This window comes from Elioraea thermophila (ex Habib et al. 2022) (genome assembly GCF_003336755.1).
GTDB classification, from domain to species: domain Bacteria; phylum Pseudomonadota; class Alphaproteobacteria; order Acetobacterales; family Acetobacteraceae; genus Elioraea; species Elioraea thermophila.
Genome location: NZ_QMDI01000002.1, coordinates 970955 through 997656 on the forward strand (window position 1 = coordinate 970955; position 26702 = coordinate 997656).

At 73.5% G+C, this 26702-nt stretch carries 19 protein-coding genes; 15 read left to right on the plus strand and 4 right to left on the minus strand.

From position 1 onward, the window contains the following. The first annotated feature begins 98 nt into the window (after positions 1 to 98). Genes DWB05_RS06430 through DWB05_RS06440 form a run of 3 tightly spaced genes read left to right on the plus strand, consistent with a single transcriptional unit; the run spans position 99 to position 4977 of the window. Positions 99 to 1265 carry a metallophosphoesterase family protein gene (locus tag DWB05_RS06430; RefSeq protein ID WP_114376131.1) on the plus strand — a complete coding sequence of 389 codons (1167 nt, stop codon included), beginning with the start codon at positions 99 to 101 and terminating at the stop codon, positions 1263 to 1265. Then, entirely contained in the window at positions 1262 to 3655 is a 2394-nt protein-coding gene (locus DWB05_RS06435; RefSeq protein ID WP_157967103.1) for an AAA family ATPase, read from the plus strand. Before DWB05_RS06430 ends, DWB05_RS06435 begins: the two co-directional genes overlap by 4 nt. Further along, positions 3652 to 4977: a ferredoxin reductase family protein gene (locus DWB05_RS06440; RefSeq protein ID WP_114376136.1), complete on the plus strand. Its 1326-nt coding sequence runs from the start codon at positions 3652 to 3654 to the stop codon at positions 4975 to 4977. The genes DWB05_RS06435 and DWB05_RS06440 overlap by 4 nt, the downstream gene beginning before the upstream one ends. A gap of 133 nt (positions 4978 to 5110) precedes the next feature. Here the strand turns inward: DWB05_RS06440 and DWB05_RS06445 are convergent, their stop codons facing one another. After that, a complete protein-coding gene (locus DWB05_RS06445; protein WP_114376138.1) occupies positions 5111 to 5380 on the minus strand; it encodes a hypothetical protein in 270 nt (89 codons plus the stop codon). 65 nt (positions 5381 to 5445) lie between these two features. Here DWB05_RS06445 and DWB05_RS06450 point away from each other — a divergent pair, with 65 nt between their 5' ends. From DWB05_RS06450 to DWB05_RS06460, 3 genes are all read left to right on the plus strand, one after another. Beyond that, positions 5446 to 6630, plus strand: a complete 1185-nt coding sequence (locus tag DWB05_RS06450) for a diaminopropionate ammonia-lyase (RefSeq protein WP_114376141.1) — start codon at positions 5446 to 5448, stop codon at positions 6628 to 6630. A 48-nt stretch (positions 6631 to 6678) separates the two neighbouring features. Beyond that, complete coding sequence (locus tag DWB05_RS06455) at positions 6679 to 7677, plus strand: NAD(P)H-quinone oxidoreductase (protein ID WP_114376143.1); 999 nt, start codon at positions 6679 to 6681, stop codon at positions 7675 to 7677. A 188-nt stretch (positions 7678 to 7865) separates the two neighbouring features. After that, positions 7866 to 8669 carry an EAL domain-containing protein gene (locus DWB05_RS06460; protein ID WP_157967104.1) on the plus strand — a complete coding sequence of 268 codons (804 nt, stop codon included), beginning with the start codon at positions 7866 to 7868 and terminating at the stop codon, positions 8667 to 8669. Between the two features lie 145 nt (positions 8670 to 8814). Here the strand turns inward: DWB05_RS06460 and DWB05_RS06465 are convergent, their stop codons facing one another. Together DWB05_RS06465 and DWB05_RS06470 are read right to left on the minus strand one after the other, a co-directional pair. Next, positions 8815 to 9549: a DsbA family protein gene (locus tag DWB05_RS06465; RefSeq protein ID WP_114376147.1), complete on the minus strand. Its 735-nt coding sequence runs from the start codon at positions 9547 to 9549 to the stop codon at positions 8815 to 8817. Then, on the minus strand, positions 9546 to 10901 hold the full coding sequence (locus DWB05_RS06470; protein ID WP_198669061.1) for a M48 family metalloprotease: 1356 nt from the start codon (positions 10899 to 10901) through the stop codon (positions 9546 to 9548). The genes DWB05_RS06465 and DWB05_RS06470 overlap by 4 nt, the downstream gene beginning before the upstream one ends. A 10-nt stretch (positions 10902 to 10911) precedes the next feature. Here DWB05_RS06470 and DWB05_RS06475 point away from each other — a divergent pair, with 10 nt between their 5' ends. The 7 genes from DWB05_RS06475 to DWB05_RS06505 all read left to right on the plus strand — a co-directional run bounded on the left by DWB05_RS06475 (position 10912) and on the right by DWB05_RS06505 (position 19253). Next, a complete protein-coding gene (locus DWB05_RS06475; protein ID WP_198669062.1) occupies positions 10912 to 12351 on the plus strand; it encodes a gamma-glutamyltransferase in 1440 nt (479 codons plus the stop codon). 96 nt (positions 12352 to 12447) lie between these two features. Beyond that, positions 12448 to 13290: a substrate-binding domain-containing protein gene (locus tag DWB05_RS06480; protein WP_269815558.1), complete on the plus strand. Its 843-nt coding sequence runs from the start codon at positions 12448 to 12450 to the stop codon at positions 13288 to 13290. A 1-nt stretch (position 13291) separates the two neighbouring features. Beyond that, positions 13292 to 14728, plus strand: coding sequence for a sensor histidine kinase (locus DWB05_RS06485; protein WP_114376153.1), 1437 nt, complete (start codon positions 13292 to 13294; stop codon positions 14726 to 14728). Beyond that, positions 14718 to 16034: a sigma-54-dependent transcriptional regulator gene (locus DWB05_RS06490; RefSeq protein ID WP_232818415.1), complete on the plus strand. Its 1317-nt coding sequence runs from the start codon at positions 14718 to 14720 to the stop codon at positions 16032 to 16034. Before DWB05_RS06485 ends, DWB05_RS06490 begins: the two co-directional genes overlap by 11 nt. Positions 16035 to 16208: 174 nt before the next feature. Continuing rightward, positions 16209 to 17561: a molybdopterin-dependent oxidoreductase gene (locus DWB05_RS06495; protein ID WP_114376155.1), complete on the plus strand. Its 1353-nt coding sequence runs from the start codon at positions 16209 to 16211 to the stop codon at positions 17559 to 17561. 72 nt (positions 17562 to 17633) lie between these two features. Further along, positions 17634 to 18035, plus strand: coding sequence for a c-type cytochrome (locus tag DWB05_RS06500; protein ID WP_114376157.1), 402 nt, complete (start codon positions 17634 to 17636; stop codon positions 18033 to 18035). Between the two features lie 57 nt (positions 18036 to 18092). After that, positions 18093 to 19253 carry a pyridoxal phosphate-dependent aminotransferase gene (locus DWB05_RS06505; RefSeq protein WP_114376160.1) on the plus strand — a complete coding sequence of 387 codons (1161 nt, stop codon included), beginning with the start codon at positions 18093 to 18095 and terminating at the stop codon, positions 19251 to 19253. Positions 19254 to 19271: 18 nt separating this feature from the next. Here the strand turns inward: DWB05_RS06505 and DWB05_RS06510 are convergent, their stop codons facing one another. Then, the gene (locus tag DWB05_RS06510) at positions 19272 to 22241 is read right to left on the minus strand and encodes an Rne/Rng family ribonuclease (protein WP_114376162.1); all 2970 of its coding nucleotides are present in this window, start codon (positions 22239 to 22241) and stop codon (positions 19272 to 19274) included. 491 nt (positions 22242 to 22732) lie between these two features. On the opposite strand from DWB05_RS06510, the gene DWB05_RS06515 reads away from it, so the two are divergent. Continuing rightward, entirely contained in the window at positions 22733 to 23965 is a 1233-nt protein-coding gene (locus DWB05_RS06515) for an N-acetylmuramoyl-L-alanine amidase (RefSeq protein WP_114376164.1), read from the plus strand. 196 nt (positions 23966 to 24161) lie between these two features. Beyond that, a complete protein-coding gene (locus DWB05_RS06520; protein ID WP_232818416.1) occupies positions 24162 to 26684 on the plus strand; it encodes a penicillin-binding protein 1A in 2523 nt (840 codons plus the stop codon). Positions 26685 to 26702 lie beyond the last annotated feature (18 nt).

Here is a 26702-nt window from a genome sequence, read left to right on the forward strand (position 1 = left end):
GCGCGCGACCGTAGGAGGGTGACGCGTCAGGATCGGACGTATCTGGGAGGCTGGGCCTTGGCCGACGCGAACCCGCTCGGGCACTCTCCGCCCACCCCATGGCGCTGCGTTTCCTGCACACCGCCGACCTGCAGATCGGCCGGGCCTTCGGCTTCGCCCCGCCCGACCGCGCCGCCTTGCTCGCCGAAGCCCGCTTCGAGGCGCTCGATCGGCTGGCCGCCAAGGCGCGCGCGCACGGCGCACCGCGGGTGCTGATCGCGGGTGACACCTTCGACAGCGCCCGGCCGTCCGAACGGACCATCGCCCAGGTGAAGGAGCGGCTCGCGCGCGCCGCCGACCTCACTTGGCACATCCTGCCCGGCAACCACGACCCGCATCGTGCGGGCGGCGTGTGGGAGCGCTTCGCCCGCGACGGGCTGCCGCCCAACGTGCGCCTCCATCTCGATCCGGCTCGGGTCGCCCTGGACACCGCGCCGGGGGAGCCGGCGGCGTGGCTCCTGCCGGCCCCGCTCACGGCGCGCCGCACGGCGGACGACCCGACGGCCTGGATGGATCACGCCCCCACACCTGAGGGCGCGCTCCGCCTCGGCCTCGCGCACGGCTCGGTCGCGGGCTTCGCAGCCGAAGATGAGGCCACGCCGAACCGGATCGCCCCCGATCGCGCCCGCCGCGCCGGCCTCGCCTTCCTCGCGCTCGGTGACTGGCACGGGCGGAAGCGGATCGACGATCGCACCTGGTACGCCGGCACGCCGGAGCCCGATCGCTTCCGTCTCGACCCGGAGGGGGACGGCACGCTCTGCGTCGGCGGCCAGGCGCTGATCGTCGCGATCGAGGGGCCGGGCGCTCCCCCGCGGGTCACACCGGTCGACACGGCCCGCTTCGTCTGGCGGCGCTGCGCAGCCACCCTCTCCTCCGCCGATCAGGTCGCTGCCCTCGCCGACCGCCTCGAGGGGCTGCCCGGAGCCGCCGACACCCTGTTGCGGCTCGAGCTCTCGGGCGCGCTCACGCTCTCGGACCATGAGAGGCTGCGCGAGCGGATCATCCGAGGCCTCGGCCCGCGGCTCGCCTGGCTCGATTGCGACGATGGCAACCTCATCGTGCGGCCCGAGGACGACGAGCTCGGCCTGATCGACCTCGAGGGCGTGGTGCGGCGGGCGGCCGACCGGCTCGCCTCGATCGCGCGCAACCCTGCGGATCCCCAGAGCGAGACCGCGCGCGCGGCGCTCACCGCGCTGTGGCGGCTGCGCGCGCACGCGCGGCCATGACACTGCGGCTCGCCGAGGTGGAGCTCGAGGACGTGCGGCGCTTCTCTGGGCGCTGGCGGGTCGGGCCGTTCGCGCCGGGGCTCAACCTGCTCGCCGCCCCGAACGAAGCCGGCAAGAGCACGCTGCTGGAGGCGATCCGCTCGGCCATCCTGCTGCCGCATCGCGCGCAGGGCGAGGAGGCCCGGCGTCTGAGGCCTCTCGCGGGCGGCATTCCGACCGTCACCCTTGTTCTCGCCGACGGCGCCGGGCTCTGGCGCATCCGCAAGCGGTTCGCGGGAACGGCGGGGCGGGCCGAGGTGGTGGCCCCCGACGGCAGGAGCTGGGCCGGGGACGAGGCGGAGGAAGAGATCCGCCGCCTGTTCGGCCTGCCGCCCCCCGCCGCTGGGCGAGGGCCGCCGGCGCGTGGCGTGTGGGGTGCCCTGTGGGTCGAGCAGGGGGCCTCTCTCGTCCAACCGGCGCTCGATCGGGCCGCCCAGGACACGCTGCGCGGCGTGCTGGAGGCCGAGATCGACACCGTCACCGGCGTGCGCGGAGCGGCCCGGCTGCGCGCCGCGATCGCGCGGGAGCTGCTCGCGTTCCAGACGCCAGCCGGGCGCAGCTCGGCCGGCCGCCTGCGCGAGGTGGAGGATCGGCTCGCTGCGCTCGCCGAGGAGGAGCGCGATCTCCGCGCACGGCGGGATCGCGCCGAGAAGGCCCTGGCACGTCTCGCCGAGCTGAGGGCGCGACGCAGCGCCCGTCTTGCCGAGAGGCCCGACATGCAGGCGGAAGAGGCCGTCGCGCAGGCGCAAGCCGGACTGGACGCCCTTCGCCGCGCCGCCGATCGCCGCGGGTCGCTCGAACGCGAGGCCGCAGACGCCGCCCGGCTGCGCGATGCGGCCGCGCAAGCCTGGGCCCGCCGCGAGCACGATATCGCCCGCGCCGAAGCGGCCGCTCGCCAAGCCGAGCGTCTCGCGGGAAACGCGCGCGATGCCGCAGCGGCGGCCGAGGTGGCGACCAACCGACGCCTCGCCCTGGACGCAGCATGGACGGCGGTGGAGGCCCGCGAGGCGAGCCGCCAGGCCGAGGCCTTGGCCGAGGGGATGCGGCGGCTGCGCGCGGCCGAGGCGGCCGCAGCGGCGGCGCCGCCTGCAGGGGCGGCATCCTCGACCCTGGCCACCGCGAGCATCCTCGCCGTGATCGCGGCCCTCTTGGCCATCCTGGCCGCGCTGGCCCAGGTGCCGCCCCAGGCGGGCTGGTTCGGCGCCGCTCTCGCGCTCCTCGCTGCCGCGGCGCTGGGTCTCCGCGCCATCCTCCGCGCCCGCGCCGCCGCCCGCGCGGCCGAGGAGGCGAGGCGACGGCTTGGTGACGCGAAAGCCGCTCTCGCCCTCCTCGCACCGGGCGAAGCTCCGGAACAGGCCCTCGCCGCCGCCCTCGCCCGCGCGGAGGAGGCCCGAAACCGCGCGGCGGAACTGCGGGCCGAGGCCGCCGCGCGCGGCCTTGCCATCCCGAATGAAGTCTCGCCTGCAGAGCGCGACCGCGCCCGCGCGCAGGCCGAGGAGATGGAACGGGCGGCTCTTCGCGCTCGCGCGGAAGCCGATCAAGCGGAAAAGGCAGCGGCCGAGGCAACCCGGAACTTGGCCGAGGAGCGCGCCCGAGACGCCGATGAGGCCCTGCGCCAGCGCTTGCAGCGGGCGGAGGAGGATCTCCTGCGCGCGGCACGGGAACGCGACGCCAACCCGGCTCCCACGGCCGAAGAAGTCGCCGCGGCCGAAGCCGAGCTCCATCGGTGCGAGGCCGACCGCAAGCGGATCGCCGACGAGGAACGCCGCCTTGCCGTCGACCTGGCAGCGGCCGAAACGGAGATCCGCACCCTGGAGGCGGAGGGGCTCGATGATCGCCTCGCCGCTCTCGCCGAGGAGTGCGAACAGCTGGAGCGGGAGCGGCGGGCACTCGAACGCGAGCGCGATGGCCTCAGGCTCCTCGACCGCATCCTCGCCGAGGAGGAGGAGCGGGCGAAGGCCGAGTGGGTGGCCCCCGTCGCGCGCGCCGTCGGCCCCTGGCTCGCCAAAGTGCTCGGCGCCGAGGCGGTCGAGATCGACCAGGGGCTCGGCGTCGTCACCATCCGCCGCAGCGGCCGCGCCGAACGGGTCGAGATCCTCTCAGCCGGCACCCAGGAGCAGATCGCGGTGCTCGTCCGCCTTGCCTTCGCCGATCTCCTCGAGCGGCAGGGCAAGCCCGCGCCGGTGATCCTCGACGACGCGCTCGTCTTCTCCGACGATGCGCGCATCGCGCGGATGTTCGACGTGCTGACGGAGGCGGCGAAGACCCTGCAGATCATCCTCCTCACCTGCCGGGAGGACCTGTTCCGCCGGCTTCCCGCCCACGCCCTCGCCTTCGAGCGCCTGTCGTGAGACAGGGCCTGCCGCCCGGCCTGGTCGCGGCCCTGTTCCTCGCCGCGGCGGTCGCCCCGCTCGCCCTTGCCGCCCTCTCCGGCGAGCCGCCCGAGGCTCTGCCGACGGAGATGGGCATCGGGCTCGGCCTCGCCGCCTTGGCCCTGATGGTCCTGCAATTCGCCCACTCCGGGCGGTTCGAGACTCTCTCGGGCCGGATCGGCATCGACCGCACCATGCGGCTGCATCGCGCCGCGGCGTTGGCCCTGTTCACCATGGCGCTGCTGCACCCCATCGCCTTCGTCTTCCCGGCCCTCCTGTCCGCGCCAAGCCATGCGTTGGAGCAGCTGTGGCGGCTGGTCGCCAAGCCGCGCATGGCGAGCGGGGTGGCGGCTCTCGTCTGTCTTGCTCTCCTCGTCCTGCTCTCGCACACCCGCCATCGGCTCGGCCTGCCCTACCAGACATGGCGGGCGCTGCACGCCGGGCTCGGTCTCGCCGCCGTCGGGTTCGCGGTCGAGCATGCGCTCTCGGTCGGGCTGTACAGCGAGGGGGAGGCTTTGCGGGCCGTGTGGCTCGCGGGCTTGGGGCTTGCCGTCGGCGCCCTCGTCTGGACCTGGGGTGTGAAACCGTTGCTCGGTGCCCGGCAGGGCTGGCGGGTGGCCGGGGTGCGGCGGCTCGGCGACGGCTACTGGGAGCTCGTGTTGAGCCGCCCCTCGCCCGAACCGTTCGCCTTCGCCGCCGGTCAATTCGTCTGGCTCGCTGTCGGCCGCCGCGCGCCGTGGGACGACAACCCGTTCTCCATCGCCTCCGCCCCGGGCGAGCGCGACCTCGCCTTCGTCCTGCGCGAGGCGGGCGACTTCACCCGCAGCCTGAACCGCCTCGCTCCCGGCACGCCGGTGCGGGTGGATGGTCCGCACGGCGCCTTCCGCCTGGACGAGGGGGAGACCCGCGCGATCCTCCTCATCGCCGGCGGGGCAGGCATCGCGCCCGTTCTGGCGATCTGGCGCCATCTCGCGCGCGCGGGCCACCCCGCTCCGGTTCGGCTGATCTACGGCGCCCAGGTCGCCACGAAACTTCTCTATCGCGAGGAGCTCGCGGCCACTGCCGCCGCGCGGGGCTTCGGCCTCATCCTTCGGGTCGAGGAGGGCGAGCTGCCCGAGGGGGTGGGCAGGGGGCGGATCGACCGCGCCGTGCTGACGGAGGCGCTGCGCGGGCTCGATCCCGCCCGCACGCTTGTGATGATTTGCGGCCCCCGCCCGATGATGCTCGCGGTCGCCGGCGAGCTCGAGGCGCTCGGCCTTCCACCCTCGGCCATTCTCTACGAGGCCTTCGTCTATGACTGAGGCTGTGCGCTTGCCGCGCGTCGAGCGTCGCCTGCGCTGGCGGATCCGCGCCTTGCTCGGCGCGGTGTGGGGCGCGGTTTTCCTCTACGCCGCGCGCGCCCTCGTGCTGTGAGGGGCGGTCGCTTCGGGCTGGTCAGCGCCGCACGTGGTTGGCCTCCAGCCAGGCGATGATCGCGGCCCGTTTGGCGTCGTCCTCGGCATAATGCTCCTTGAGGAGCGTATCGAGGGCCTGGCGACGCTGGTCCGGCGTCATGGAGAGATAGGGCCTCAGCACGCGCGACGGCACGCGATGGCAGGAGGCGCAGGCCTCGGCATAGGCGCGCTCGCCCGGGTCGGTCGCTGCGCCGGCGGGGCCGACCACGGCCAGCGCGATCGCGATCACCACCCCCAGGCTTCGGCCCATCGGTGTCTTCTCCTTCAGCCGTTTCCGCCGCAGGCTTCGCGGAGATCCCGCGTTCCGGTCAAGCGATGCTTCCCGCCCTGCCCTTCCGTCTCACCCTCAATCGGTTTCGCGGCCGTGCCGGGCGGCCCGTGCTCGACCCGGCGGGCTTCGCGGAGGCGAAGGCCGCGATCACCGCCTGGCCCGGCTACGCGCCCACCCCGCTGCATGATCTGCCAGGGCTGGCGGCCGGGCTCGGCGTGGCCGCGCTCCGCTGGAAGGACGAGGGGGGCCGCTTCGGCCTCGGCTCCTTCAAGGCCTTGGGCGGGGCCTACGCGGTGGCTCGCCACCTGCGGCAAACCCTTGCTGCCGAGGGCGTCGATGCCACCGACGCCGACCTCGCCGCCGGCCACTTCGCCGACCGAACGCGCTCCGTCACCGTCGCTTGCGCCACCGACGGCAACCACGGCCGCGCCGTCGCCTGGGGGGCGCAGCGTTTCCACTGCCGCGCGGTCGTCTTCGTCCATGCCACGGTGAGTGCGGGCCGGGCGGAGGCCATTGCGCGCTTCGGGGCCGAGGTGCGGCGGGCGGGCGCCACCTACGACGACGCCGTCCGCCTCTGCGCCGAGACGGCCGCCCGCGAAGGCTGGACGGTGATCTCCGACACGTCCTGGCCGGGCTACGAGGAGATCCCCCGCGCCGTGATGCAGGGCTATCGGCTGATGGCGGCGGAGGCCTTCGCGCAGTGGCGGGGCGATCCGCCGACCCACGTCTTCATCCAGGCCGGAGTGGGCGGGGCGGCGGCGGCCGTCGCCGCCCAAGCCGCGGCGACCTTTGGCGAGCGGGGGCCGCGCGTGATCGTGGTCGAGCCGATGGCCTTCGACGGCATCGCCCGCAGTCTGGCCGCCGGGCGCGCGGTTCCGTCCCCGCCCGGGCCGGACACGCTGATGGCAGGCCTTGCCTGCGCCGAGCCTTCGCCGCTCGCGCTCGAGGAACTCCTCCTGCGTGCCGAGGCCGCCCTCGGCGTGCCGGAGGAGGCGGTCGCACCGGCGATGCGGCTTCTCGCGCGCGGCGTTCGCGGCGATCCGCCCGTCGTCGCCGGCGAAAGCGCGGTCGCCGGGCTGATCGGGCTCGCCCTGGCGCGCGCCAACCGCGGCGCCGCCATGGCACTCGGGCTCGGGCCCGGCTCCCGCGTCCTCCTGTTCGGCACCGAAGGGGCGACGGATCCGGATCTCTACGCCCGCCTCGTCGCCTGTCCCGAAGCCGTCGCTTGACGCCCTCCCCGTCAGCACCCAGCGTTCCGGCTCTTCCGGGAGGAGGGCATGCAGCGGACGATGCGGCATATCGCGATGATCGGCACCGGCGGGCCCGAGGTGCTCGCGCTCGCCGAGGCACCGGTGCCGGAACCCGGCCCCGGCGAGGTGCTGATCGAGGTGCACGCCGCCGGCGTCAATCGCCCCGACATCGCGCAGCGTGAGGGCCGCTACCCGCCCCCGCCGGGCGCTTCGCCCATCCTCGGGCTGGAGGTCGCTGGCGTGATCGCCGCCCTTGGCCCCGGGGTCGAGGGCTGGCGGGTGGGCGATCGCGTCTGCGCCCTGGTCAACGGCGGGGGCTATGCGGAGTTCGTCGCCGTGCCCGCGCCGCAGTGCCTGCCCATCCCTGCCGGCTACGACTTCATCCGCGCGGCCGCCATCCCCGAGACCTACTTCACGGTCTGGGCCAACCTGTTCGAGCGCGGGCATCTCACGCGCGGCGAGACCGCGCTGATCCATGGCGGCACGTCGGGGATCGGCACCACCGCGATCCAGCTCGCGCACGAGTTCGGCGCCACCGTCTACGCCACCGCGGGGTCGGCCGAAAAGTGCCTCGCCTGCCTTCGGCTGGGGGCGGCGGCAGCGATCGACTACCGCGCGCAGGACTTCGTCGAGGAGATCAAGCGGCTGACGGACGGGCGCGGCGTGGACGTGATCCTCGACATGGTGGGCGGCGACTACATCCCGCGCAACATCCGCTGCCTCGCCCTCGACGGGCGGCTCGTCATCATCGCCTTCCTGCGCGGCTCGAAGGTGGCGGAGATGGACTTCCTGCCGGTGATGACGCGGCGGCTGACCATCACCGGCTCGACCATGCGGCCGCGCACGACGGCGCAGAAGGGCGCGATCGCCGAGGCGTTGCGGCGGCACGTCTGGCCGGTGCTGGAGGCCGGCCGCTGCGGGCCGGTGATCCACACGGTCTTCCCGCTCGCCGCGGCGGCGGACGCGCATCGGCTGATGGAGAGCTCGCAGCACATCGGCAAGATCGTGCTCGCCGTGCGCGACTGACGCTCCGTCGCAAGGCGCAGGGCACGCCGTGGAGGCCGCCGGGCGCGCGCGCCCTTCGTGTCGTTCTCGACATGGATCGGCCCGCTGCGTTAACGCAGCGTTTACCCCCGGCCCCGAGGATGGTCGAGGGTGGACCTCGGGCACGGCCTGGCGAAGGACGGAGGGGGACGGCACGGCGCCGACGGCAGATGAGCGACGGACGAGAACGGCTCCCACCCCCTTTCGGCATTGCCTTCCAGCCGGTGGCCTCGGTCCGCACGCGGCGGCTGACGGCGCAGGAAGCCCTGGTGCGGGGGGTCGGCGGCAGGCCCGCCGCCACCGTGCTCGGGCGTGTCGAGGCCGCGGCCAGGGCGAGTTTCGAACTCGCCGTCGTGCAGTACGCGATGGCGCGCGCGCTTGCCCTCGGCATCACGGTCGATCTGCACGTCAACCTCTCGCCGCACGTGCTGACCCGCACCGTCGGCGGCGCGGCGGAGGCGGCGGAACGGCTGCTGCGGCTTGCGGAGGCCGAGCGCTTCCCGCCGTACCGGCTCGTGCTGGAAATGACGGAAGGCGAACGGATCGACGACCCGCCGCGGCTGCGGCGGCTGGCGGACGCCGCCCGTACGGTCAATGTCCGCCTCGCCCTCGACGATTTCGGCGCCGGCTACAACGGTCTCGGCTTGCTCGCCGAAGTCGAACCCGACGTGCTGAAGATCGACATGGCACTGACCCGGGGCATCGACCGCGACCGGGTCCGGCGGTCCATCGTCGCCGGCATCATGCGGATGGTGGAGGGCACGGCGACCCGGGTGATTGCGGAAGGGGTGGAGACGGTGGCGGAACTCGCCGCCCTGACGGATCTCGGGGTCGAGGAGGTGCAGGGGTTCCTGATCGGCGCGCCGACCTACGAGAGGGCGATCGACACCGTCACCCTCCCCGTGCTGCGTCGCGCCGAGGCGCTGCCGCTCGATCCGGCACTGAGCCCCATCGTCGTCGGCGCGATCCGCTGACCGCGACCAGAGGCGGCGAGAGCGGGACGGAGAGGGCGAAAACCTCGGGCGTGAGGGGCAGCCCGCCCAGTCGCGAACCGGACCGAGAGCCGGGGCCGAGCCACCGCCCCGAGGCGCGGCGGCACGGAATCTACGCCACGGAAGATCAGCGGGCTTGACCGCGCGCCTCCGCCACCGCCTGTCGCAGCCGCGCGAGCGGAACAGCGCCCGGGAACACCGTCTCGCCCACCACATAGGCCGGCGTGCCCTGCAACCCGAGCGCCTGGGCAAGGTTGAGGGCGGCGGAAATACGCCGCGTCACCTCGGCCCCGTTCATGTCCCGCCGCAGCCGTCCCGCATCGAGCCCGACCTCCGCCGCCACCTGCAGCACCGCCGCCTCGTCGATCTCGCCGCGCAAGGCGAGCAGGGCATCGTGGAACGGGGCGAATTTGCCCTGCAGGTGGGCGGCCATCGCCGCCCGCGCCGCGGTGACCGAGGCGGGGCCGAGGATCGGCATCGGCTTCACCACCACCCGCACGTCCCGCTCCTGACGGAGGAGATCGAGGATCACCCCCCGCATCGAGCGGCAGTAGGGACAGCGATAGTCGGTGAATTCGACCACGGTGACGCGGGCGCGGGCGGGCCCGAGGACGGGGTCCTCGGCGTTGCGGAACAGGGCCTCCGCCTGCGCGCGGACCGCCGCCCGCCGTGCCTCCGCTTCCGCCTCGCGCTCGGCCGCCTCGAGGGCGGCGAAGGCCTCGCGCAGGATCGAGGGGTCGCTCACCAGCGCCTCGCGCAGGATCTCCACGATCGCCGCCCGCTGTTCCGCCGTGAAGGGCTGCGCGGTGGCGGGGAGAGGGATGAGGGCCAGGGCGGAGAGGAGGGCGAGGGCGCGCATCATCGCCGCCTCTCCTCGCGCATCACCTCCGCCGCGCGCAACAGGTCCTGGGCGCGCAGCCGCGCCGGCCCCGGCGGCAGGGCGCGCTCGGCACGCGCCGCCATCTCGCGCTGCGTGCGCAGATCGCCCGAGAGCGCCGCCTCCTCGGCGAAGGCGAGGGCGGATCGCCCCTGATCGCCCGCCCGCGCATAAGCGATGCCGAGGGTGCGCCAAGTGAAGCCGGATCGCGGGTCGAGCCTGGTCGCGGTCTCCAACTCCTCGATGGCGGAGGGAAGAAGGGCGGCATCGCCGCTCTCGAGCAGGGCGCGCCCGAACGCGGCGCGGATCAGCCCCTCGCCCGGCGCGAGGCGCGCAGCGCGCCGGTAGGGCTCGATCGACTCCCGCACCCGCCCGCTCTCGAACAGCACCTGCCCCTTCAGCTCGTGCAGCCAGGGGCTGGCGGGGCGTTCGGCGATCAGTCCATCCAGTCCGGCCACCGCCTCATCCGTGCGGCCCTGGCGGAAGGCGAGAATGGCGCGGGCATAGCGCGCGGGTGCGGACTGGTCGGAGGGGGGGTAGAGCCGCGGCACCGAGGCCGGCTCAAGGAAACCGACGAGCTTCGCCCGCACCATGCGGAACGCCTCCTCGAGTTCGGGCGGCATCGGCGTCTGGGCATGGCGCGACTCGGCGAGACGCTCGCGCAGGAACTCGATGCGATCGCGCGTCAGCGGATGCGTACGCAGATACGGGTCCTGTTTCTCGGTCAAGAGCGCCTCCTGCGCCTGCAGGCGCTCCATCAGGCGAAGCAACCCCGCCGGCGACCAGCCGGCCCGGGCGAGGAAGGTGACCGCCGCCTGGTCGGCCGCATTCTCCTGGGTACGGGTGAAGGCGAAGAGTTCGCGCATCGCGATGCTCTGCCCTCCCATGCCGATCGCGGCGGCCGCCCCACCCTGGCCGGTCGCCGCCGCCGCCGCCGCCCCCACCAGCATGGCGGCGACCGAGCGGATCATCGCATAGCGCAACTCCTCCGGCAGCCGGGCGAGATGGCCACCCGAGATGTGGCCCACCTCATGCGCCAGCACCCCGGCGAGCTCGTTCACGCTCTCGATCGAGGTGATCAGGCCGGTGTGCACGGCGAGCCGGTTGCCGGTGGTCACGAAGGCGTTTATCGACCGATCGGCGATGATGAAGGTGCGAACGAGCCCCCGGTCGAGCCCGGCGGCGGCGAACAGGGGCGCGTTCACCGCCCGCAGCAGCGCTTCCGTCTCGGCGTCGCGGATCAGCGTGATCGAACGGGTCTGGCCCGCGGCAGGCGCGGCGAACGCGATCAGCGCGGCGAGCAGGACCGCCGCGGCCCTGCGCACGGCGGTCGGCATGCGGTGCACCATGCGCGGGACCATAGACCGCCTGGTGCGGGTCGGTCTTGCCACGGCCGCGTGTGCGGTGCTCGCGGGCTGTTCGACGGTCGAGGGGCTGTTCGGCGCCTCCGGCCCGCCGCTCGGCACCCCCGGTTTCGTGCAGGGCTTCCTGGGCGGGGTGGCGGCCGAGGAGCCGCGGGCGGCGCTGATCGGGCGCGACATCCTCGCAGCAGGCGGGTCGGCGGCCGACGCTGCCGCAGCGATGGGCTTCGCCCTCGGTGTGACCCTGCCTTCGCGCGCCTCGCTTGCCGGGGGTGGCGTCTGCCTCGCCTACGACCCCAGGCGCGACCAAGCGATCGCCGCCACCTTCCTCCCCCGCGCGCCGACCGTGCTCGACCCGGGCTCGGACCGGCCGGCCGCCTTGCCCGGCACACCGCGCGGCCTCTTTGCCCTGCATGCCCGGCTGGGGCGGCTTCCGTTCGAGCAGGTGATCGCCCCGGCCGAGCAAGCCGCCCGTTTCGGCACGCCGATGAGCCGGGCGCTGGCGCGGGACCTCGCCGTCGTCGCCACGCCGCTGTTCGCCGACCCCAACGCGCGGGCCCGTTTCGCCCGGCCCGACGGCACCCCGCTCGGCGAGGGCGATCTCCTCGTTCAGCCCGAACTCGCCAACCTGATCGGGCTGATTCGCACTCAGGGCGTGGGCGACCTCTACCAGGGTGGGCTGGCGCGACGCCTCGCCGACGCCTCGCGCGCGGCCGGCGGCGCGCTCGCCTTCGAGGATCTGCGCACGACCCTGCCGCAGCTGACGACGACGGTCGCGGTCCGGCTCGGTTCGGATGTGGTGCACGCTGCGCCGGTCGGCGGCTCCGTCGGTGCGGCGGTGGCGCTGCGGGCGCTGGCGGCGCGGGCCTCGGCGGAGGAGGCGGCAGCGGCGGCGCGCGCCGCCGCGGCAGCGGTGCGGGCGGGGGCGGATCCGCAGGCGGTGCTGGACGGCGCCACGCCGACGGGCGGGGGGCTTCCCGCCGCCCTCGGCGCGACCACCGGATTCGTCGCGGTCGATCGCGACGGCCAGGCGGTCGCCTGCGCCTTCACCAACAACAATCTGTTCGGCACCGGGCGGGTGGCGCCCGGGCTCGGGCTTGTGCTCGCCGCCGCGCCGGGGATCGGCGCCATCCCACCCGCCCTGCCGAGCGTGCTGCTGATCTCCAACTCGCCCTTGCGCGCCGTCCGTCTGGCCGCCTCCGCCTCGGGCGGTGAAGCCGGCCCGATCGCGCTCGCCGTCGCCGCGAGCGAGGCCTTGGCGCGGCGAACGGCCGCCGAAGCGGTGGCAGCCCCGCGGCCAGGCCTCGGCGACCGGCTTGGGCGCGTCAACTTGGTGCACTGCCCGGGCTATCTGCCGCGCGACCCTTCATCCTGCAGCTGGGCCGCCGACCCGCGCGGCCACGGCCTCGCCCTCGGCGCGGACTGAGCCGGGCAGGCGCGTCCCTCGGAAAAGGTTGCGGTTCCTCCCGCGACGGGGCAGCCTTGTCGGCAACGGGGAGGAACGACGGTGCGCAGGCGCGACGTGAGCCGACGCGCGGTGGTGACGGCCCTGCCGATGGTTGTCCTGGGCGGGCGGGCCGCGGCGAGGGAACCGCTGCGCCTCGGCCTGACCCCCGTCTTCCTGGATTCCGACCTCGCCCTCCTGCGCGCCCTCGAGGCCTACCTGGGGAGGGCCACCGGCTTCGCGCCCGAGCTCGTCAAGCGGCGCACCTACCAGGAGATCACCGCACTGCTGCTCGCCGGCCGGCTCGATGCCGCCTGGATCTGCGGCTATCCCTTCGTCGAGCACGCGGACCGGCTCGCCCTGGTCGCAGTGCCGCTGCACCGCGGCAGCCCTCTCTATCGCTCCTACCTCATCGTCCCGGCCGATTCGGGCGCCGAGCGACTGGAGGATCTGCGCGGCACCACCCACGCCTTCTCCGACCCGGCGAGCAACTCGGGCTACCTCGTCACCCGCCACCGTCTGCTGCTCGACGGCGAGCGGCCCGAGACCTTCTTCGCCCGCAGCTTCTTCACCTTCGGCCACCGCAACGTCATCCGCGCGGTCGCCGCCGGGCTTGCGGATGGCGGTTCCGTCGACGGCTATGTCTGGGAGGTGATGGCGCGGCGCGAACCCGCGATCGCCGGTGCGACGCGCGTCCTCGAGGCGAGCGAGTGGTTCGGCTTCCCCCCCATCGCCGCCCTCGCCGCGCAGCGGCGGTCCCCCGCGGTGGAGGCGCTGGCGCGGGCACTGGTGGCGATGCCGCAGGACCCGCTCGGGCGCGAGATCCTCGCCGTGCTCGACCTCGACGGCTTCGTTCCCGGCGAGCCCATCCTCTACGCCGGGATTGCCGCCATGCGGGAGCGGCTTCGCGCCGAGGGCTGAGATGCGGGCCCTCTCCCCCCGCGCCTGGCCGATGGCCTTCAAGGTGCCGCTGTTCGTGGCCCTGCTGATGGCGGGACTCGCCCTCGTCATCGGCCAGGTGGTTCTGCACCGGCTCTCGCGCGACCAGGAACGCCACCTCGCGGAGCTCGCCTCCGCCTATCTGGACGGGGTGTCGACCGCCGTCCTGCCGGCGGCGATCCGCCGCGACGTCTGGGAGGCCTTCGAGGCGCTCGATCGCGCCCGCGACCGCTATCGCGGCATCGCCATCGTGGTCGCGATCGTGACCGAGCCGAGCGGGACGGTGCTGGCGGCATCCGCCCCGCGCCTGTTTCCCGTCGGCTCCGTCCTGCCGGAGCCCCTTCTCGCCCGCTTTCCGGACGGAGACCGGCTTGTCATCGATGCGGCGGCGGAGAGGGGGTTCATCGCCCGCGAGCTGCGCGAGGGCGAGATCGCGGTCGGCCGGATCCTGGTCGAACTCGACATCGCCGCGCTGATCGCGGAGCGCGCCGAGGTCCGGCTGGCCCTGGTCGCGGTGAACGCGGCGATCGCGGTCCTGCTCGCCGCCGCCGGGTTCTGGTTGGTGCGCCGCATGCTCGCCCCCCTCTCCATCCTGCGCGCCCACGTCGCGGCGGGTGAGGATGGCGCGATGACCCCGGTGCCGGAGGTGGTGATCGCGCGCCAGCCCCCGGAATTCGCCGCCCTCTTTCGCGCCTTCAACCGCACCGCGCGGGCGCTTGCCGAACGCGAGGCGATGGCGGCGCGGCTTGCCGAGGAGGAGAAATATGCCCTGCTCGGCAAGCTCGCCTCGGGCTTGGCGCACGAGGTCAACAACCCCTTGGGCGGGCTGTTCACCGCAGTCGACACGCTGAGCCGCCATGGCGCCGACCCTGAGGTGCGTCAGCGCACCTTGGCTCTCCTCCGCCGCGGCCTTGCCGATATTCGCACCGTCGTGCGCGCCTCCCTGGTCACGGCGAAGGAACGCCCCGGCCAGGGTGCGCTCAGGCCGGAGGACATCGACGACCTTCGTCTCCTCGTCCGCCACGAGGCGGAGCGCAAGGGCATTCGCCTCATCTGGCGCAACGACCTCGCGGGAGAGCTCGCACTCGATCGCACCATGGTGCGCCAGGTCGTGCTGAACCTCCTCTTGAATGCCGTCGCCGCCAGCCCCGAGGGCAGCACCGTCTCGCTCGCCGCCCAGATCGTGGACGGTTCGCTGCGCGTGACGGTGGCCGATTCCGGCGGCGGGCTTCCCCCTTGGGCCCGCCATGTCCTGGCCCACCCGGAGGAGGGACCGCCGACGGGGGGCGGGCTCGGCCTGTGGACGGCGGCGCGCCTTGCCCGCGCGCTGGGGGGCAGGATCCTCGTCGAGGCCGCGCCGGGTGGGTCGCGCCTCGGCCTTGCCGCACCTATTGCGGGAGAGCCCGCCCTTGCCGCCTGACGCGCAGAGCCGCGGCTGCCTGATCCTGATCGAGGACGACCCGGTGATGGGCGGGGCACTCGCCGATCGCCTCGAACTCGAGGGATTCGACGTGGCCTGGGCGCGGAGTGGGCGCGAGGCGGAGGCGACGGCGAGGCGCGTCCGCCCCGCGCTTGCGCTCTGCGACATCCGGCTCCCTGACGGCACCGGCGAAGCGCTCATGGCGCGGCTGCGCCCGCTGATCGGGGCAACACCGGTGATCTTCATGACCGCCTACGGCGACATCGATCTCGCGGTGCGGCTGATGCGCGAGGGCGCGGCGGACTTCCTGGTCAAGCCGTTCGAGACCGAGGACCTGCTGCGGCGGATTGCGGCCCTCCTGCCCGTCTTCGCCGAGGCGGGCGGGGAGCTCGGCGCTTCGGCCGCCATGCGCGAGGTCGAGGCGCTCCTCGAACGCGCGGCGAGGGTGGACAGCACCGTGCTGCTGACGGGCGAGAGCGGCGTGGGCAAGGAGGTGGCGGCGCGTTTCCTCCATGCCCGCTCGCCGCGCGCCGACCGCCCGTTCGTCGCCGTCAACTGCGCCGCGATCCCCGAAGCGCTTCTCGAGGCCGAGCTGTTCGGACACGAGAAGGGCGCCTTCACCGGCGCGGACCGCCGCCGCGAGGGCTTCGCCGAAGCGGCCCAGGACGGCACGCTCTTCCTCGACGAGATCGGCGAGCTGCCCTCCGCCCTGCAGTCGAAGCTTCTGCGCCTGCTCGAGGCGCGCGAGTTCGCCCGTCTCGGCTCGGCCAAGTCCATCCCGTTCCGCGCCCGCGTCGTCGCCGCCACCAATGCCGACCTTTCGGCCCTGGTGAGCTCGGGGCGGTTTCGGCGTGATCTCCTCTACCGCCTCGACGTCATTCGCATCGCCATTCCACCCCTGCGGGCGCGGCGCGACGACATCCTGCCACTGGCCCGCCGCTTCGCCGTCGAATGCGCCGCCCGCTTCGGCCGCGCCCCCCCGCTGTTGCGCCCCTCTGCCGAGGAGGCCCTGCTCGCCCATGACTGGCCCGGCAACGTGCGCGAACTGCGCAACCGTGTGGAGCGGGCGATCGCTCTCGCCGCCGGGCCCTGGCTCGACGCGGCCGACCTCTTCCCCGGCGAGCCGCGACCGATGGAGGAGGTGATACCCTCCCTCGCAGCGGCCGTCGCCGCCGCGGAACGCCGCTCCATCCTCGCCGCGCTGGAGGCGACAGGCGGCGACGTCACGGCGGCGGCGGAGCGCCTCGGCATCGCCCGTTCCACCCTCTTCGAGAAGATTCGCCGCCTCGGCATCCGCACGGGCTGAGCAAGGGCGTTTCGAGTCCGGAACCTCGGACGCGGTCCTCGTCAGCCGTCCGGCGTTCCGGACGCCTCCCCCGGACAAAGCCTCATTCTGCCGTCGCTCGCGCGCGGCACGCCGGATGCATCCCGTGGCCGTGGCAGGCCGCATCGGCCGCCCACCATCACGGGAGGATCGAGAATGAACCGCACGGAGATCGAACGCGAGGAGCGCGCGCTCGTCGAGAAGGTCTTGAAGCGCGAGGACGTCGGACGGCGGCGTATGTTCGAGGTCGCCGCCTGGTCCGTCGTCGGCGCCGCCGCCGCGTCCGCGCTTCCCGCTTCTTCGGCCGCCGCCCAGGCCCCGGCTGCCCCGGCGCGCCGCATCCTGCAGAAGGACGACTCGCGCCTTCTCAACATGGGTGCCACCGTGCGCAGCGGGCAGTACTGGAACTTCAAGACCTGGATCACACCGGTGGAGGAGTTCTACGTCCGCAACCACTACCCGACGCCGACGGCCGACCAGAAACCCGAGCTCGATCCGCGCAACTGGAAGCTCCGCATCCACGGCAACGCGCTCGAGCGCGAACTGACCCTCTCTTACGAGGACCTGCTGAAACTCCCCTCGCGCACCCTGTTCGCGACGATGGAGTGCCACGGCAACTGCCGCACGCTCTTTTGGGAACAGCAGGACATGAAGGACGTCTCGGGCGGCAACTGGGTGATGGGCGCGATCGGGCTGGCCGAGTGGGAGTACGTGCCGCTCTCCGAGATCTTCGCCCTCGCCGGACTGAAGCCCACCGCCAAGGCGCTGCTGTTCTGGTCGGGTGTGGATGGCGGCGGCGACATCGGCCGGCCGGTGCCGATGCGCGAGGTGCTCTCCCGCCCCGACGACATCGGGCTTGCCTTCAAGATGAACGGCAACCCGCTGCTCCCCGATCACGGCGCTCCCGTGCGCGCCCTGGTTCCCGGCTGGGGCGGGGCGGCGTCCATCAAATGGCTGACCGAGCTCAAGGTCGCCGACCACGACTTCTGGGTGCGGCTGAACACCAAGGGCGAGGTCTTCGTCGGCCCCGATTACCCCCGCCCCTCCTTCAGCCCGAACGACGAGTTCCGCAACGTCACCCCCGATGACATCAAGGGCCCGATGGTGGAGTGGATGCCGGTCAAGTCCACCCTCACCGTGCCGCTGGTCATCGAGAAGTCACCCTCCCTACCGGTCAACTACCCGCTGAAGAGAGGCGAACTCCCCATCCTGGCCGCCGGCCGTCAGACGATGCGCGGCTACGCCTGGGGCCCGCAGTTCGGCGTGCGCAAGGTGGAATACCGCATCGACGGCGGGCCATGGCGCGAGGCGCACATCCGCCAACCCAACCTTGGGCGCTACACCTGGGTGCGCTTCGACTTCCCCTGGGACGCCACCCCGGGCGAGCACGTGATCGAAACGAGGGCCACCGACAACGCCGGCAACACCCAGCCGGCCAGCGTGCCGTTCAACCTCTACGGGATGGCGAACAACGCAATCCCCAAGTTCCGCATCCGCGTCGTCGCCTGACCAGCGCCGGGAGGCGTCCCACAGGGGGACGCCTCCCCACCGCCGCCAACAGGAAAGCCTTCGGGAAAGACGATGTCGCGCTTCCTCGCCCTTGTCGCCGTCGCCACCGCGGCCACCGGCCTCGCCCTCACGGTTTCCTTGCCTACCGCCGCCCCCGCCAGGGCCGAGAACCCGCAGCTCGAGCGCGGGCGAACGGTCTATGCCGAGGCCTGTGCCGTCTGCCACGGCGCCGACGGCCGCGGCGGCCCCGGCTACGGCAATCCGATCTGGGGCCAGGGCGCGCAGATCGCCAAGTTCGGCCATGCCGGCGAACTGCTCGCCTACACCCAGATGCTGATGCCCTTCGACGACCCGACCCGCATTCCGGACGAGGACAAGCTCGCCGTCACCGCCTACGTCCTGCACCGCCACGGCGTGCTCGCCGAGGGGATGAAGCTCACGGTCGAGAACGCCAAGTCGGTCACGCTGAAATAGGCGCGGCATCGCCCCCGGCCCCTTGACGCCGCGCCCGCCCTAGGGCGCGACTGGGCCATGGCGCTGAAAGTCGGCAAGGGGGCGGCCGCCCCCCCCTTCATCGTGATGGACGTGATCGCGGCGGCCAACGCGCGCGCCGCCCGCGCCACCCCCACCGACCCGCGGGTGATCCGCATGGAGGTGGGCCAGCCCTCAACCGGCGCGCCGCGCGCCGCGATCGAGGCCGCCATCGCCGCCATGCGGGCGGGCGAAACGCTCGGCTACACGGAGACCTTCGGCATCCGGCCCCTGCGCGAGCGCATCGCGCAGCTCTACGCGGAGCGCTACGGCGTTGCCGTCGATCCCGCCCGCATCGCCGTCACCGTCGGTGCCTCGGGCGCCTTTCCGCTCGCCTTCCTCGCCGCCTTCGACCCGGGCGATCGGGTGGCGCTCGCCTCGCCCTACTACCCCCCGTACGTCAACATCCTGGAGGCCTTGGGCCTCGTCCCCGTCCTGCTGGAAGCGGGCCCCGAGTCGCGCTTCCAGCCGACGGTCGCCATGCTCGAGCGCCTCGACCCGCCTCCCGACGGGCTGATCGTCGCCTCGCCCTGCAACCCGGCCGGCACCATGCTGCACGCCGACGAGCTCGCCGCCCTCGGCGCCTGGTGCGCGCAGCAAGGCGTGCGGCTGATTTCGGACGAGATCTACCACGGCCTCACCTACGGCGAACCGGCCGCCACCGCCGCCGCCCTGCCGGGCGCGATCGTCATCAACTCCTTCTCCAAGTACTGGTCGATGACCGGCTGGCGCGTGGGCTGGATGGTGCTGCCCGAGGACCTGGTGCGGCCGGTGGAGCGGATCGCCTCCAACCTCTTCATTTCCGCCCCGGCCGTGTCCCAGGTGGCGGCGCTGGCCGCCTTCGCGGCGACGGAGGAACTGGAGGCGCACCGCGCGCGCTACGCCGCCAACCGCGCTCTGCTGCTCGACGCCCTGCCGCGGGCGGGGATCGCGCGGATCGCGCCGGCCGAAGGTGCCTTCTACCTCTACGCCGACATCGGCCACCTGACCAACGACAGCGCGGGCTTCTGCCGGCGCATGCTGGAGGAGATCGCGATCGCCGCCACACCGGGGGTGGATTTCGATCGCGCCCGCGGCCACCGCACCATCCGCTTCTCCTTTTGCGGCGCGACCGAGGATGTGGCCGAGGCGGCGGAGCGCCTCAGCCGCTGGCTGGGCTGAGGCCTCGGGGCCGCCGGGTCAGCGCCGCCACCAGCCGCGCTTCTTCGGCACCACCTCGATCACCTCGTCGACCACGATCGGCTTGATCTCGGCCGAGGCGATCGGGCCTTGCGGCGGGGATGGTTGGGCGGGGGCGGGCTCGGCCGCGACGGGCGGTTCCGCCTCGGGCGCGCCGGGCGCCTCCTCCGCCACCGGCGGGGCTGACGGTTCGGGCGCAGCCTCGGGCGGCGGGGCGGCGATGATCGGCACCGCGCTCACCGCCGCGGGCGCGCTGGGGCCAGAGGGTGGCGCCGGCGGTGCCGCTGCGCCTTCCTCGAGCGCCTCGAACAGGTCGACGGTCGCCTCGACGAACGGGTTGGCCGGGGTCGCGCCGACATAGGCGGGGGTGGGGGGCGGCGCGCCGGGCAAATCCGGACGGCGTCGCCCGCCGCGGCGACCGCGACGCGGCCCGCGCGCCTCGCTCTCCGTCGCAGCACCGCTCTCCGCCGGCTCCGCCAGAGCGGCGGCGGGCGCGGGCGCCATCGCCTCGCCTTCCTCCATGGGAGGCACCGGCAAGGTGGCGAGCTCCGGCTGATCGCCGACACCGGGCGGCACGGTGCGCTGCCCGTCCTCGCGTCGACCGCCCCGGCGGCGGCGGCGACGACGGCGGCGGCGTCCCTCGCGCTCTGCCTCCGTCGCCCCGCGGCCCTCTTCGGCCCCATCGGCACGGGCCTCGGCGCTCGCCTCCTCCTCCTCGCCCTCGGCTTCGACGGCCTCGGCCTCGTCGGTCTCCTCCTCCTCCGTCGCCGACACGGGCGGCGGCAGCGGCGCCACCGGCTGCGCGGGCGGGGCAGCGAGCGCCGGCTTCGTGCGCTCGATCCGCACCGCCGGCGGGGCGAGGCTGTCATCGGCGGCGAACAGGATCTTCAGCCCGAAGGTCTCCTCGAGCTGAGCAAGCCGTGCGCGCTTGTGGTTGAGCAGATAAAGCGCGACCGCCCCGGCGCAGCGGACCAGGATCTCGGCGGCGCGACGCTTCGCCGCCTCCTCCTCGATCGCGCGCAGCACGGCGACCGAACTCGATTCGACCGAGCGCACCAGCCCGGAGCCGTTGCAGGTGGGGCAGGTGACGAAGGAGCTCTCGGTGAGCGAGGGGCGAAGGCGCTGGCGGCTCATCTCGAGCAGGCCGAAATGCGAGATCCGGCCGACCTGGATGCGGGCGCGGTCCTGCTTCAGCGCCTCCTTCAGGCGTCGTTCCACCGCCGCATTGTTGCGGCTGTTCTCCATGTCGATGAAGTCGATGACGATCAGGCCCGCGAGGTCGCGCAGCCGGATCTGGCGGGCGATCTCGTCCGCCGCCTCCAAGTTGGTCTTGAGCGCGGTCTCCTCGATGTTGCGCTCGCGCGTCGCGCGCCCCGAGTTGACGTCGATCGCGACCAGCGCCTCGGTCTGGTCGATCACGATGTAGCCGCCCGACTTCAGCTCGACGCGCTTGTTGTGCATCGCGTCGAGCTGCGCCTCCACGCCGGCGCGGGCGAACAGCGACACGCCGCCGTCGCGGTAGAGCTGCACCTTGCGCGCATGCGAGGGCATCAGCATGCGCATGAACTCCTTCGCCGCCTTGTAGGCCTCCTCGCCGTCGACGATCACCTCGTCGATGTCGCGCGAGTAGACGTCGCGGATGGCGCGCTTGATGAGGTTCGCTTCCTCATAGATCAGGCAAGGTGCCACCGACTGCAGCGTCTTCTCGCGGATGTCGTCCCACAGGCGCAGCAGGTACTCGCAATCGCGCTTGATCTCGGCCTTCGGGCGGTTGGCGCCGGCGGTGCGCACGATCAGCCCCATCCCGTCCGGGATCTCGAGCTCGTTCATGATCTCGCGCAGGCGCTTGCGGTCGGCGGGCGAGGTGATCTTGCGGCTGATCCCCCCCCCGCGCGGCGTGTTCGGCATCAGCACGCAGTAGCGGCCCGCGAGCGAGAGATAGGTGGTGAGAGCGGCCCCTTTGTTGCCGCGCTCCTCCTTCACCACCTGCACGAGCAGGATCTGGCGGCGCTTGATGACCTCCTGGATCTTGTACTGGCGGAGGAACTTGGGGGGGATGCGGCGCGGGCGGTCCTCGTCCGCCCCGTCATGACCGTTGCCGCCGCCGACCGTTTCGGGAACGGCCGGTTCCGCCGCCACCGTCTCGATCTCGCGCGAAACGGGCTCCGGCCCGGCGGGGATCGTGTCCTCGGCCTCGGCCTCCGCCTCCGCCACGCCGGCCTCGCGCTCCGGCTCGCTCGGCGCCGCGACCGCAGCCGCCTCGTCCCCGGCGGCCGGCTCGGCGTCGGCGGCGGGGGGTGATGCGTCGGGGTCGAGGGAGAGGCGTTCGGTTTCGATCCGCGCCGGCTGGGCGGCGGGCGGGCGCGGCTCCGGTGCGGCTTCCGCCGCAGGCTCGGGCGGGGCTGGGGCGTGCAGCGGCGGGGTCTTGACCGCGGCCGGCGGTTCAGGCGGGGCGGAGGCCTCGGCGGCCGACGCCGCGCTGCCCCGGCTCTCCGCCTCGCCGCCGGGCTCTGGCGAAGGAGCCTCGTCGGCCGTCGTCACGACGGGCGCGAGGTCGGTCGCCGCCTCAGCCGGCGTCCCATCCTGCGGAGAGGCCTGTTCCGCCTCCGCGACGGCGGGCGGAGCCTCGACCGGGGCGAGGCCGGAGGCCTCCGCCTCCTCGCGCTCCGCCTCCTCGGCGGCTTCCTGCGCGGCGAGCTCGAGCAGGCGCTGCCGGTCGGCGACCGGGATCTGGTAGTAGTCGGGATGAATTTCGCTGAAGGCGAGGAAACCGTGCCGGTTGCCGCCGAAGTCGACGAAGGCGGCCTGCAGCGAGGGTTCTACGCGGACGACCTTGGCGAGATAGATGTTTCCCTTGAGGGTCTTCTTGGTCGAGGTCTCGACGTCGAATTCCTCAAGACGGTTTCCGTCGAGCACGACCACCCGGGTCTCTTCCGGGTGGGTCGCATCGATGAGCATGCGCTTGGTCATGAAGGGGCGAACTCCGCGCCGCGCCGCCCAGCGGGGCGCGGCGGATGATGAGGGTTGTGCGTGCGCCACCGCTGCCGAACGCAGCGTCGGATGAAGCCCCGAAGCGATGGGTCGTTGCGCTCATGCGCTCCCGAATCCGACGGGCGGAAGGGCCCGCCCGGTGTCGTTTGCCCGGCGTATTCCCGACCCCGGACGTCAGCGCCAATCGCAGAGCCGCCCGGGGGCGGCCCGCATGCGCTCATCGCCTGGTGGCGCGCTGCCGCCTCGGCCTTTACCCCGCTGATCGGGGCGGGTGGCGGCAGGCGGCGCGGTTTGCGCGGGCAACCTCGACAATGGCGCAAGCGGGGCGTGGCCACAAGGGCGGGACAGCGGCGGGGGTGCCGCAACCCTGAGATGTCGATTTCCGCGCCGTGTGGCGGCGCTGCACTAGGGCTCCCGCCTGCGATCTGTCAATCTTGTCCAGTAGCCCTCTGATCTTGCATGAAGGGGCCATGGGAGAAGAGCCGACCACGCGCGGCGGGATCGTGCTCTCACGGCGTGCGCTGCTGCTTGCCGGCGCGACCGTGATCGGCCCGACCGCCGCCCTGGGCAGCGTCATCGCCGAGGCGGCCCTCTGGCGCGACGGCACGGCCAGCGTGTTCGCCCTCCGCATCCCGCCTGGGGCGCGCTTCGACCTCTTCCCCGTGCCCGACCCGCCGCGGCTTGTGCTCGACGTGCATCGCCTGCGTTGGGCCGCACCGGCCCTGCCACCGCCGACAGGGGTGGTGCGCGGGGTTCGCGCCGGCCTCAATCGTCCCGGGGTGACGCGGGTGGTGCTCGACCTCGTCCAGCCGGTCGTTGTGCGAAACGCTGCCTACGATGCCTCGAGCGGCCGGCTTCTCCTCAGGCTTGAACCGGCCCCGCTTGACGTGTTCCTCGCCCAGGGCCTGCGCGGACCGCTGGCGGCCGCCCGCGCCGCTCCCGTCCAGCAGACCGCCGCCCTCGCCCGCCCTCTGCCCATCCCGCCGGCTCCGCCGTCGCGCCCCCCGCCTCAGGCGGCGCGTCCGCTCGTTGTGCTCGACCCCGGGCATGGCGGACGTGATCCGGGCGCGATCGGCCCGCGTGGCACCCATGAGAAGCACGTCGTGCTCGCCGCCGCCCGCGACCTCCGCGCCGCCCTGCTCCAGCGCCGTCGCTACCGAGTGGCGATGACGCGCGACCGCGACGTCTTCGTCCCGCTCGCCGACCGGGCGGCGTTCGCGCAGGAACGACGGGCCGATCTCTTCCTCTCCATCCACGCGGACGCGCTGGAGGACCGTTCGGTGCGCGGCGCCTCCGTCTACACCCTCGCTGCCGACGCCTCCGACCCCATCGCCGAGCGCCTGGCCGCGGTGCACAACCGCCGGGGGCGGTCGCGCGCCTTGGCGGAAGAGGCGGCGGCGCGCGCGCTGATCGCCCAGGTGCGGCGCGAGACCGGGCGACGGTCGGTGCAGATGGCGCGGTTCACCGTGCAGGCGCTCGCCCGCGAGACGACGCTGCTGCCCAGGCCGCACCGCGAGGCCGGCTTCGTCGTGCTGAAATCGCCCGACGTGCCCTCGGTGCTGATCGAGCTCGGCTTCCTCTCCAATCGCGAGGACGAGGCGCTCTTGCGCCGCGCCGATCATCGCCGACGCCTCGCCCGCGCCATTGCCGAGGCGGTCGATCGCCACTTCGCCGCCTCGCCGCCGATTCAGCTCGCCGGCTGACGCACCCCCGCCTCGCTCGGGTTTCGCCTGACGGATCACCTGGCCTTGTGGTATGCGGCCCAAGATGCGTGCAGACGAACCGCTCGCCGGGCTGCCGCGGGCGCGTCCCGCCCAGGCTCAGCCAGCGTCTCCGCCCGACCCAGACCCCTCGCCCCACGCCAGGGAGCGGCCGCGGCGTCGCCGACGCCGCTCGCTCTTGGGACGCCTGTTCGGTCTCCTGGTCGGCCTCGTCACCCTTGGCACGGTCGCGGCGGGCGGTGTCGCGGTGTGGGCTTGGCATCACTACGCCGCCGATTTGCCCGACTACGCCGTGCTGAAGGACTATGAACCGCCGGTGATGAGCCGGGTCTACGCCGGCGACTCGCGGCTTCTCGCCGAACTCGCCACCGAGCGGCGAATCTTCGTCCCGATCGATTCCATCCCCAAGCTCGTGCAGGACGCCTTCATCTCGGCCGAGGACCAGAACTTCTGGACCCATCCCGGCGTTGACCCCGGCGCCATCCTCCGCGCCGCCATCACCAACCTGCAGCAGATGGGAACAGGCCGCCGGCCGATCGGCGCCTCCACCATTACGCAGCAGGTGGCGAAGAACATGCTGGTCGGCAACGAGGTTTCGCTCGAGCGCAAGATCCGCGAGGCGATCCTCGCCTTCCGCATCGAGCGGGCGCTGACCAAGGAGCGGATCCTCGAGCTCTACCTGAACGAGATCTTCCTCGGCCAGGGCGCCTACGGGGTGGGCGCAGCGGCGATGACCTATTTCGGCAAGGCGCTCGACGAACTCACTCCCGCCGAGGCCGCCTACCTCGCCGCCCTGCCCAAGGCGCCGAACAACTACAACCCCTGGCGCTTTCCCGAGGCGGCGAAGGGCAGGCGGGACTGGGTGCTCGATCGCATGGTGGCGGACCGCGTGCTCGACCCCGCCACCGCCGAAACCGCCAAGGCGACGCCGATCCAGGTTCGCCCCGGCCGCTTCGCCGAACGCGTGCCCGCCGAGTATTTCGCGGAGGAAGTGCGCCGGCAGCTGATCGCCCGCTTCGGCGAGACCGCCACCACCCAGGGCGGGCTCACCGTGCGCACCTCCCTCGACCCCCGCCTGCAGGAGATCGCCGACCGCACGCTGCGCGAGGGGCTGATGGCCTACGACCGTCGCCGCGGCGGCTGGCGCGGCCCCGTGGCGCGGATCGACCTGCCGGCCGACCGGCTCGCCACCGCCTGGGTCGAACGCCTCGCCGCCACGCCGCGCCCGCCCGGCACGCTGCCCGCTTGGCGGGTGGCGGTGGTGCTGGAGGTGGGGCGGGAGCAGGCCCGCGTCGGCTGGCTCGAGCGGCCCGAACGGCCGAACCTGCCGCCGATGCCGCGCACCCTCGCACTGCCGCTCGCCGAGATGGCCTGGGCGCGCCGGGCCCTGCCGAACGGCGGCCTCGGCCCCGCCCCGCGCGCCGCCTCCGACGTGGTGGCCGTCGGCGACGTCATCCTGATCGAGCCCCTGCCCGCCGAACCGGCCCAGGCGGCCGCCCGCAACCGCCCGGCCCGGCCGGCGCTGCCCGAGCGCGCGAGCCTGCGCCAGGCGCCCGAGGTCGAGGGGGCCCTCGTTGCCCTCGACCCGACCACCGGGCGGGTGCTCGCCCTCTCGGGGGGCTGGTCCTTCGACCGCTCGTGGTTCAACCGCGCCACCCAGGCCCTGCGGCAGCCGGGCTCGGCCTTCAAGCCCTTCGTCTACATCACCGCCTTCGAGGCCGGCCTGCCGCCGACCCAGAAGGTGCTGGATGCCCCCTTCGTCATCGATCTCGGCCCGGGCCAGGGCCGCTGGCGGCCGACCAACTACAACGAGAGCGAATTCGGCGGGCCCACCCCGATCCGGGTCGGGATGGAGAAGTCGAAGAACCTGATGACCATCCGGCTGGCCGCCCAGATGGGGCTCGATCGCGTGGCGGACGCCACACGGCGTTTCGGCGTGATCGACAATCTGGAGCGCACCTACGCGATGGCGCTGGGTGCGGGCGAAACGACCGTCCTGCGCATGGCGGCGGGCTACGCCGCCTTCGCCAACGGCGGCAAGCGGGTGGAACCCTCCCTGATCGACTCGGTGCAGGACCGCAACGGCAAGGTCATCTTCCGCGCCGACCGGCGCCCCTGCGACCGTTGCCGCGAGCCTTCGCCCGGCCCTGTCCCGCCCGACCTGCCGGACGTGCGCGAGCAAGCGACCGACCCGATCTCGGCCTTCCAGATGGTCTCCATCCTGCAAGGCGTGGTCACCCGCGGCACCGGCACCCGCGCCAACATCGGCCGCCCCGTCGCCGGCAAGACCGGCACGACCAACGACTGGCTCGACGCCTGGTTCGTCGGCTTCACCCCCGACCTCGTGGTCGCGGTCTGGGTCGGCTTCGACGAACCGCGCCCACTCGGTGGCGCACGCGACAACGAGACGGGCGGCAATGTCGCCGCTCCCATCTTCGGCGCCTTCATGCGCGAGGCCCTGGAGGGCCGGCCCGTGGTGCCGTTCCGCGCCCCGGACGGCGTGCGCATGGTGTGGGTGAACCCCAATACCGGGGAGGCCGCGCCCGCCAACGCGCCGGGCGCCTTGCTGGAAGCCTTCCGGCCGGGCACCGAACCGGGGTCAGAGGGCGCGCCGACGGGCGTGATCGGTGCGGCCGCCGGCGGCGGCCGGGGTGCTTCGGGCGCGGCGGCGCTGGACGCCTCCTTGGGCGGGCTGTATTGACCGCCCCTCGCCGCCGCG

Bases quoted from the DNA above. Each gene is read 5' to 3' on its own strand.
- DWB05_RS06500 (WP_114376157.1), top strand. From the start codon at position 17,634: ATGTCGCGCTTCCTCGCCCTTGTCGCCGTCGCCACCGCGGCCACCGGC.
- DWB05_RS06465 (WP_114376147.1), bottom strand. From the start codon at position 9,549: ATGATGCGCGCCCTCGCCCTCCTCTCCGCCCTGGCCCTCATCCCTCTC.
- DWB05_RS06470 (WP_198669061.1), bottom strand. From the start codon at position 10,901: ATGCCGACCGCCGTGCGCAGGGCCGCGGCGGTCCTGCTCGCCGCGCTG.
- DWB05_RS06495 (WP_114376155.1), top strand. From the start codon at position 16,209: ATGAACCGCACGGAGATCGAACGCGAGGAGCGCGCGCTCGTCGAGAAG.
- DWB05_RS06475 (WP_198669062.1), top strand. From the start codon at position 10,912: ATGCGCGGGACCATAGACCGCCTGGTGCGGGTCGGTCTTGCCACGGCC.
- DWB05_RS06510 (WP_114376162.1), bottom strand. From the start codon at position 22,241: ATGACCAAGCGCATGCTCATCGATGCGACCCACCCGGAAGAGACCCGG.
- DWB05_RS06445 (WP_114376138.1), bottom strand. From the start codon at position 5,380: ATGGGCCGAAGCCTGGGGGTGGTGATCGCGATCGCGCTGGCCGTGGTC.
- DWB05_RS06430 (WP_114376131.1), top strand. From the start codon at position 99: ATGGCGCTGCGTTTCCTGCACACCGCCGACCTGCAGATCGGCCGGGCC.
- DWB05_RS06450 (WP_114376141.1), top strand. From the start codon at position 5,446: ATGCTTCCCGCCCTGCCCTTCCGTCTCACCCTCAATCGGTTTCGCGGC.
- DWB05_RS06485 (WP_114376153.1), top strand. From the start codon at position 13,292: ATGCGGGCCCTCTCCCCCCGCGCCTGGCCGATGGCCTTCAAGGTGCCG.
- DWB05_RS06515 (WP_114376164.1), top strand. From the start codon at position 22,733: ATGGGAGAAGAGCCGACCACGCGCGGCGGGATCGTGCTCTCACGGCGT.
- DWB05_RS06455 (WP_114376143.1), top strand. From the start codon at position 6,679: ATGCAGCGGACGATGCGGCATATCGCGATGATCGGCACCGGCGGGCCC.
- DWB05_RS06435 (WP_157967103.1), top strand. From the start codon at position 1,262: ATGACACTGCGGCTCGCCGAGGTGGAGCTCGAGGACGTGCGGCGCTTC.
- DWB05_RS06460 (WP_157967104.1), top strand. From the start codon at position 7,866: ATGAGCGACGGACGAGAACGGCTCCCACCCCCTTTCGGCATTGCCTTC.
- DWB05_RS06505 (WP_114376160.1), top strand. From the start codon at position 18,093: ATGGCGCTGAAAGTCGGCAAGGGGGCGGCCGCCCCCCCCTTCATCGTG.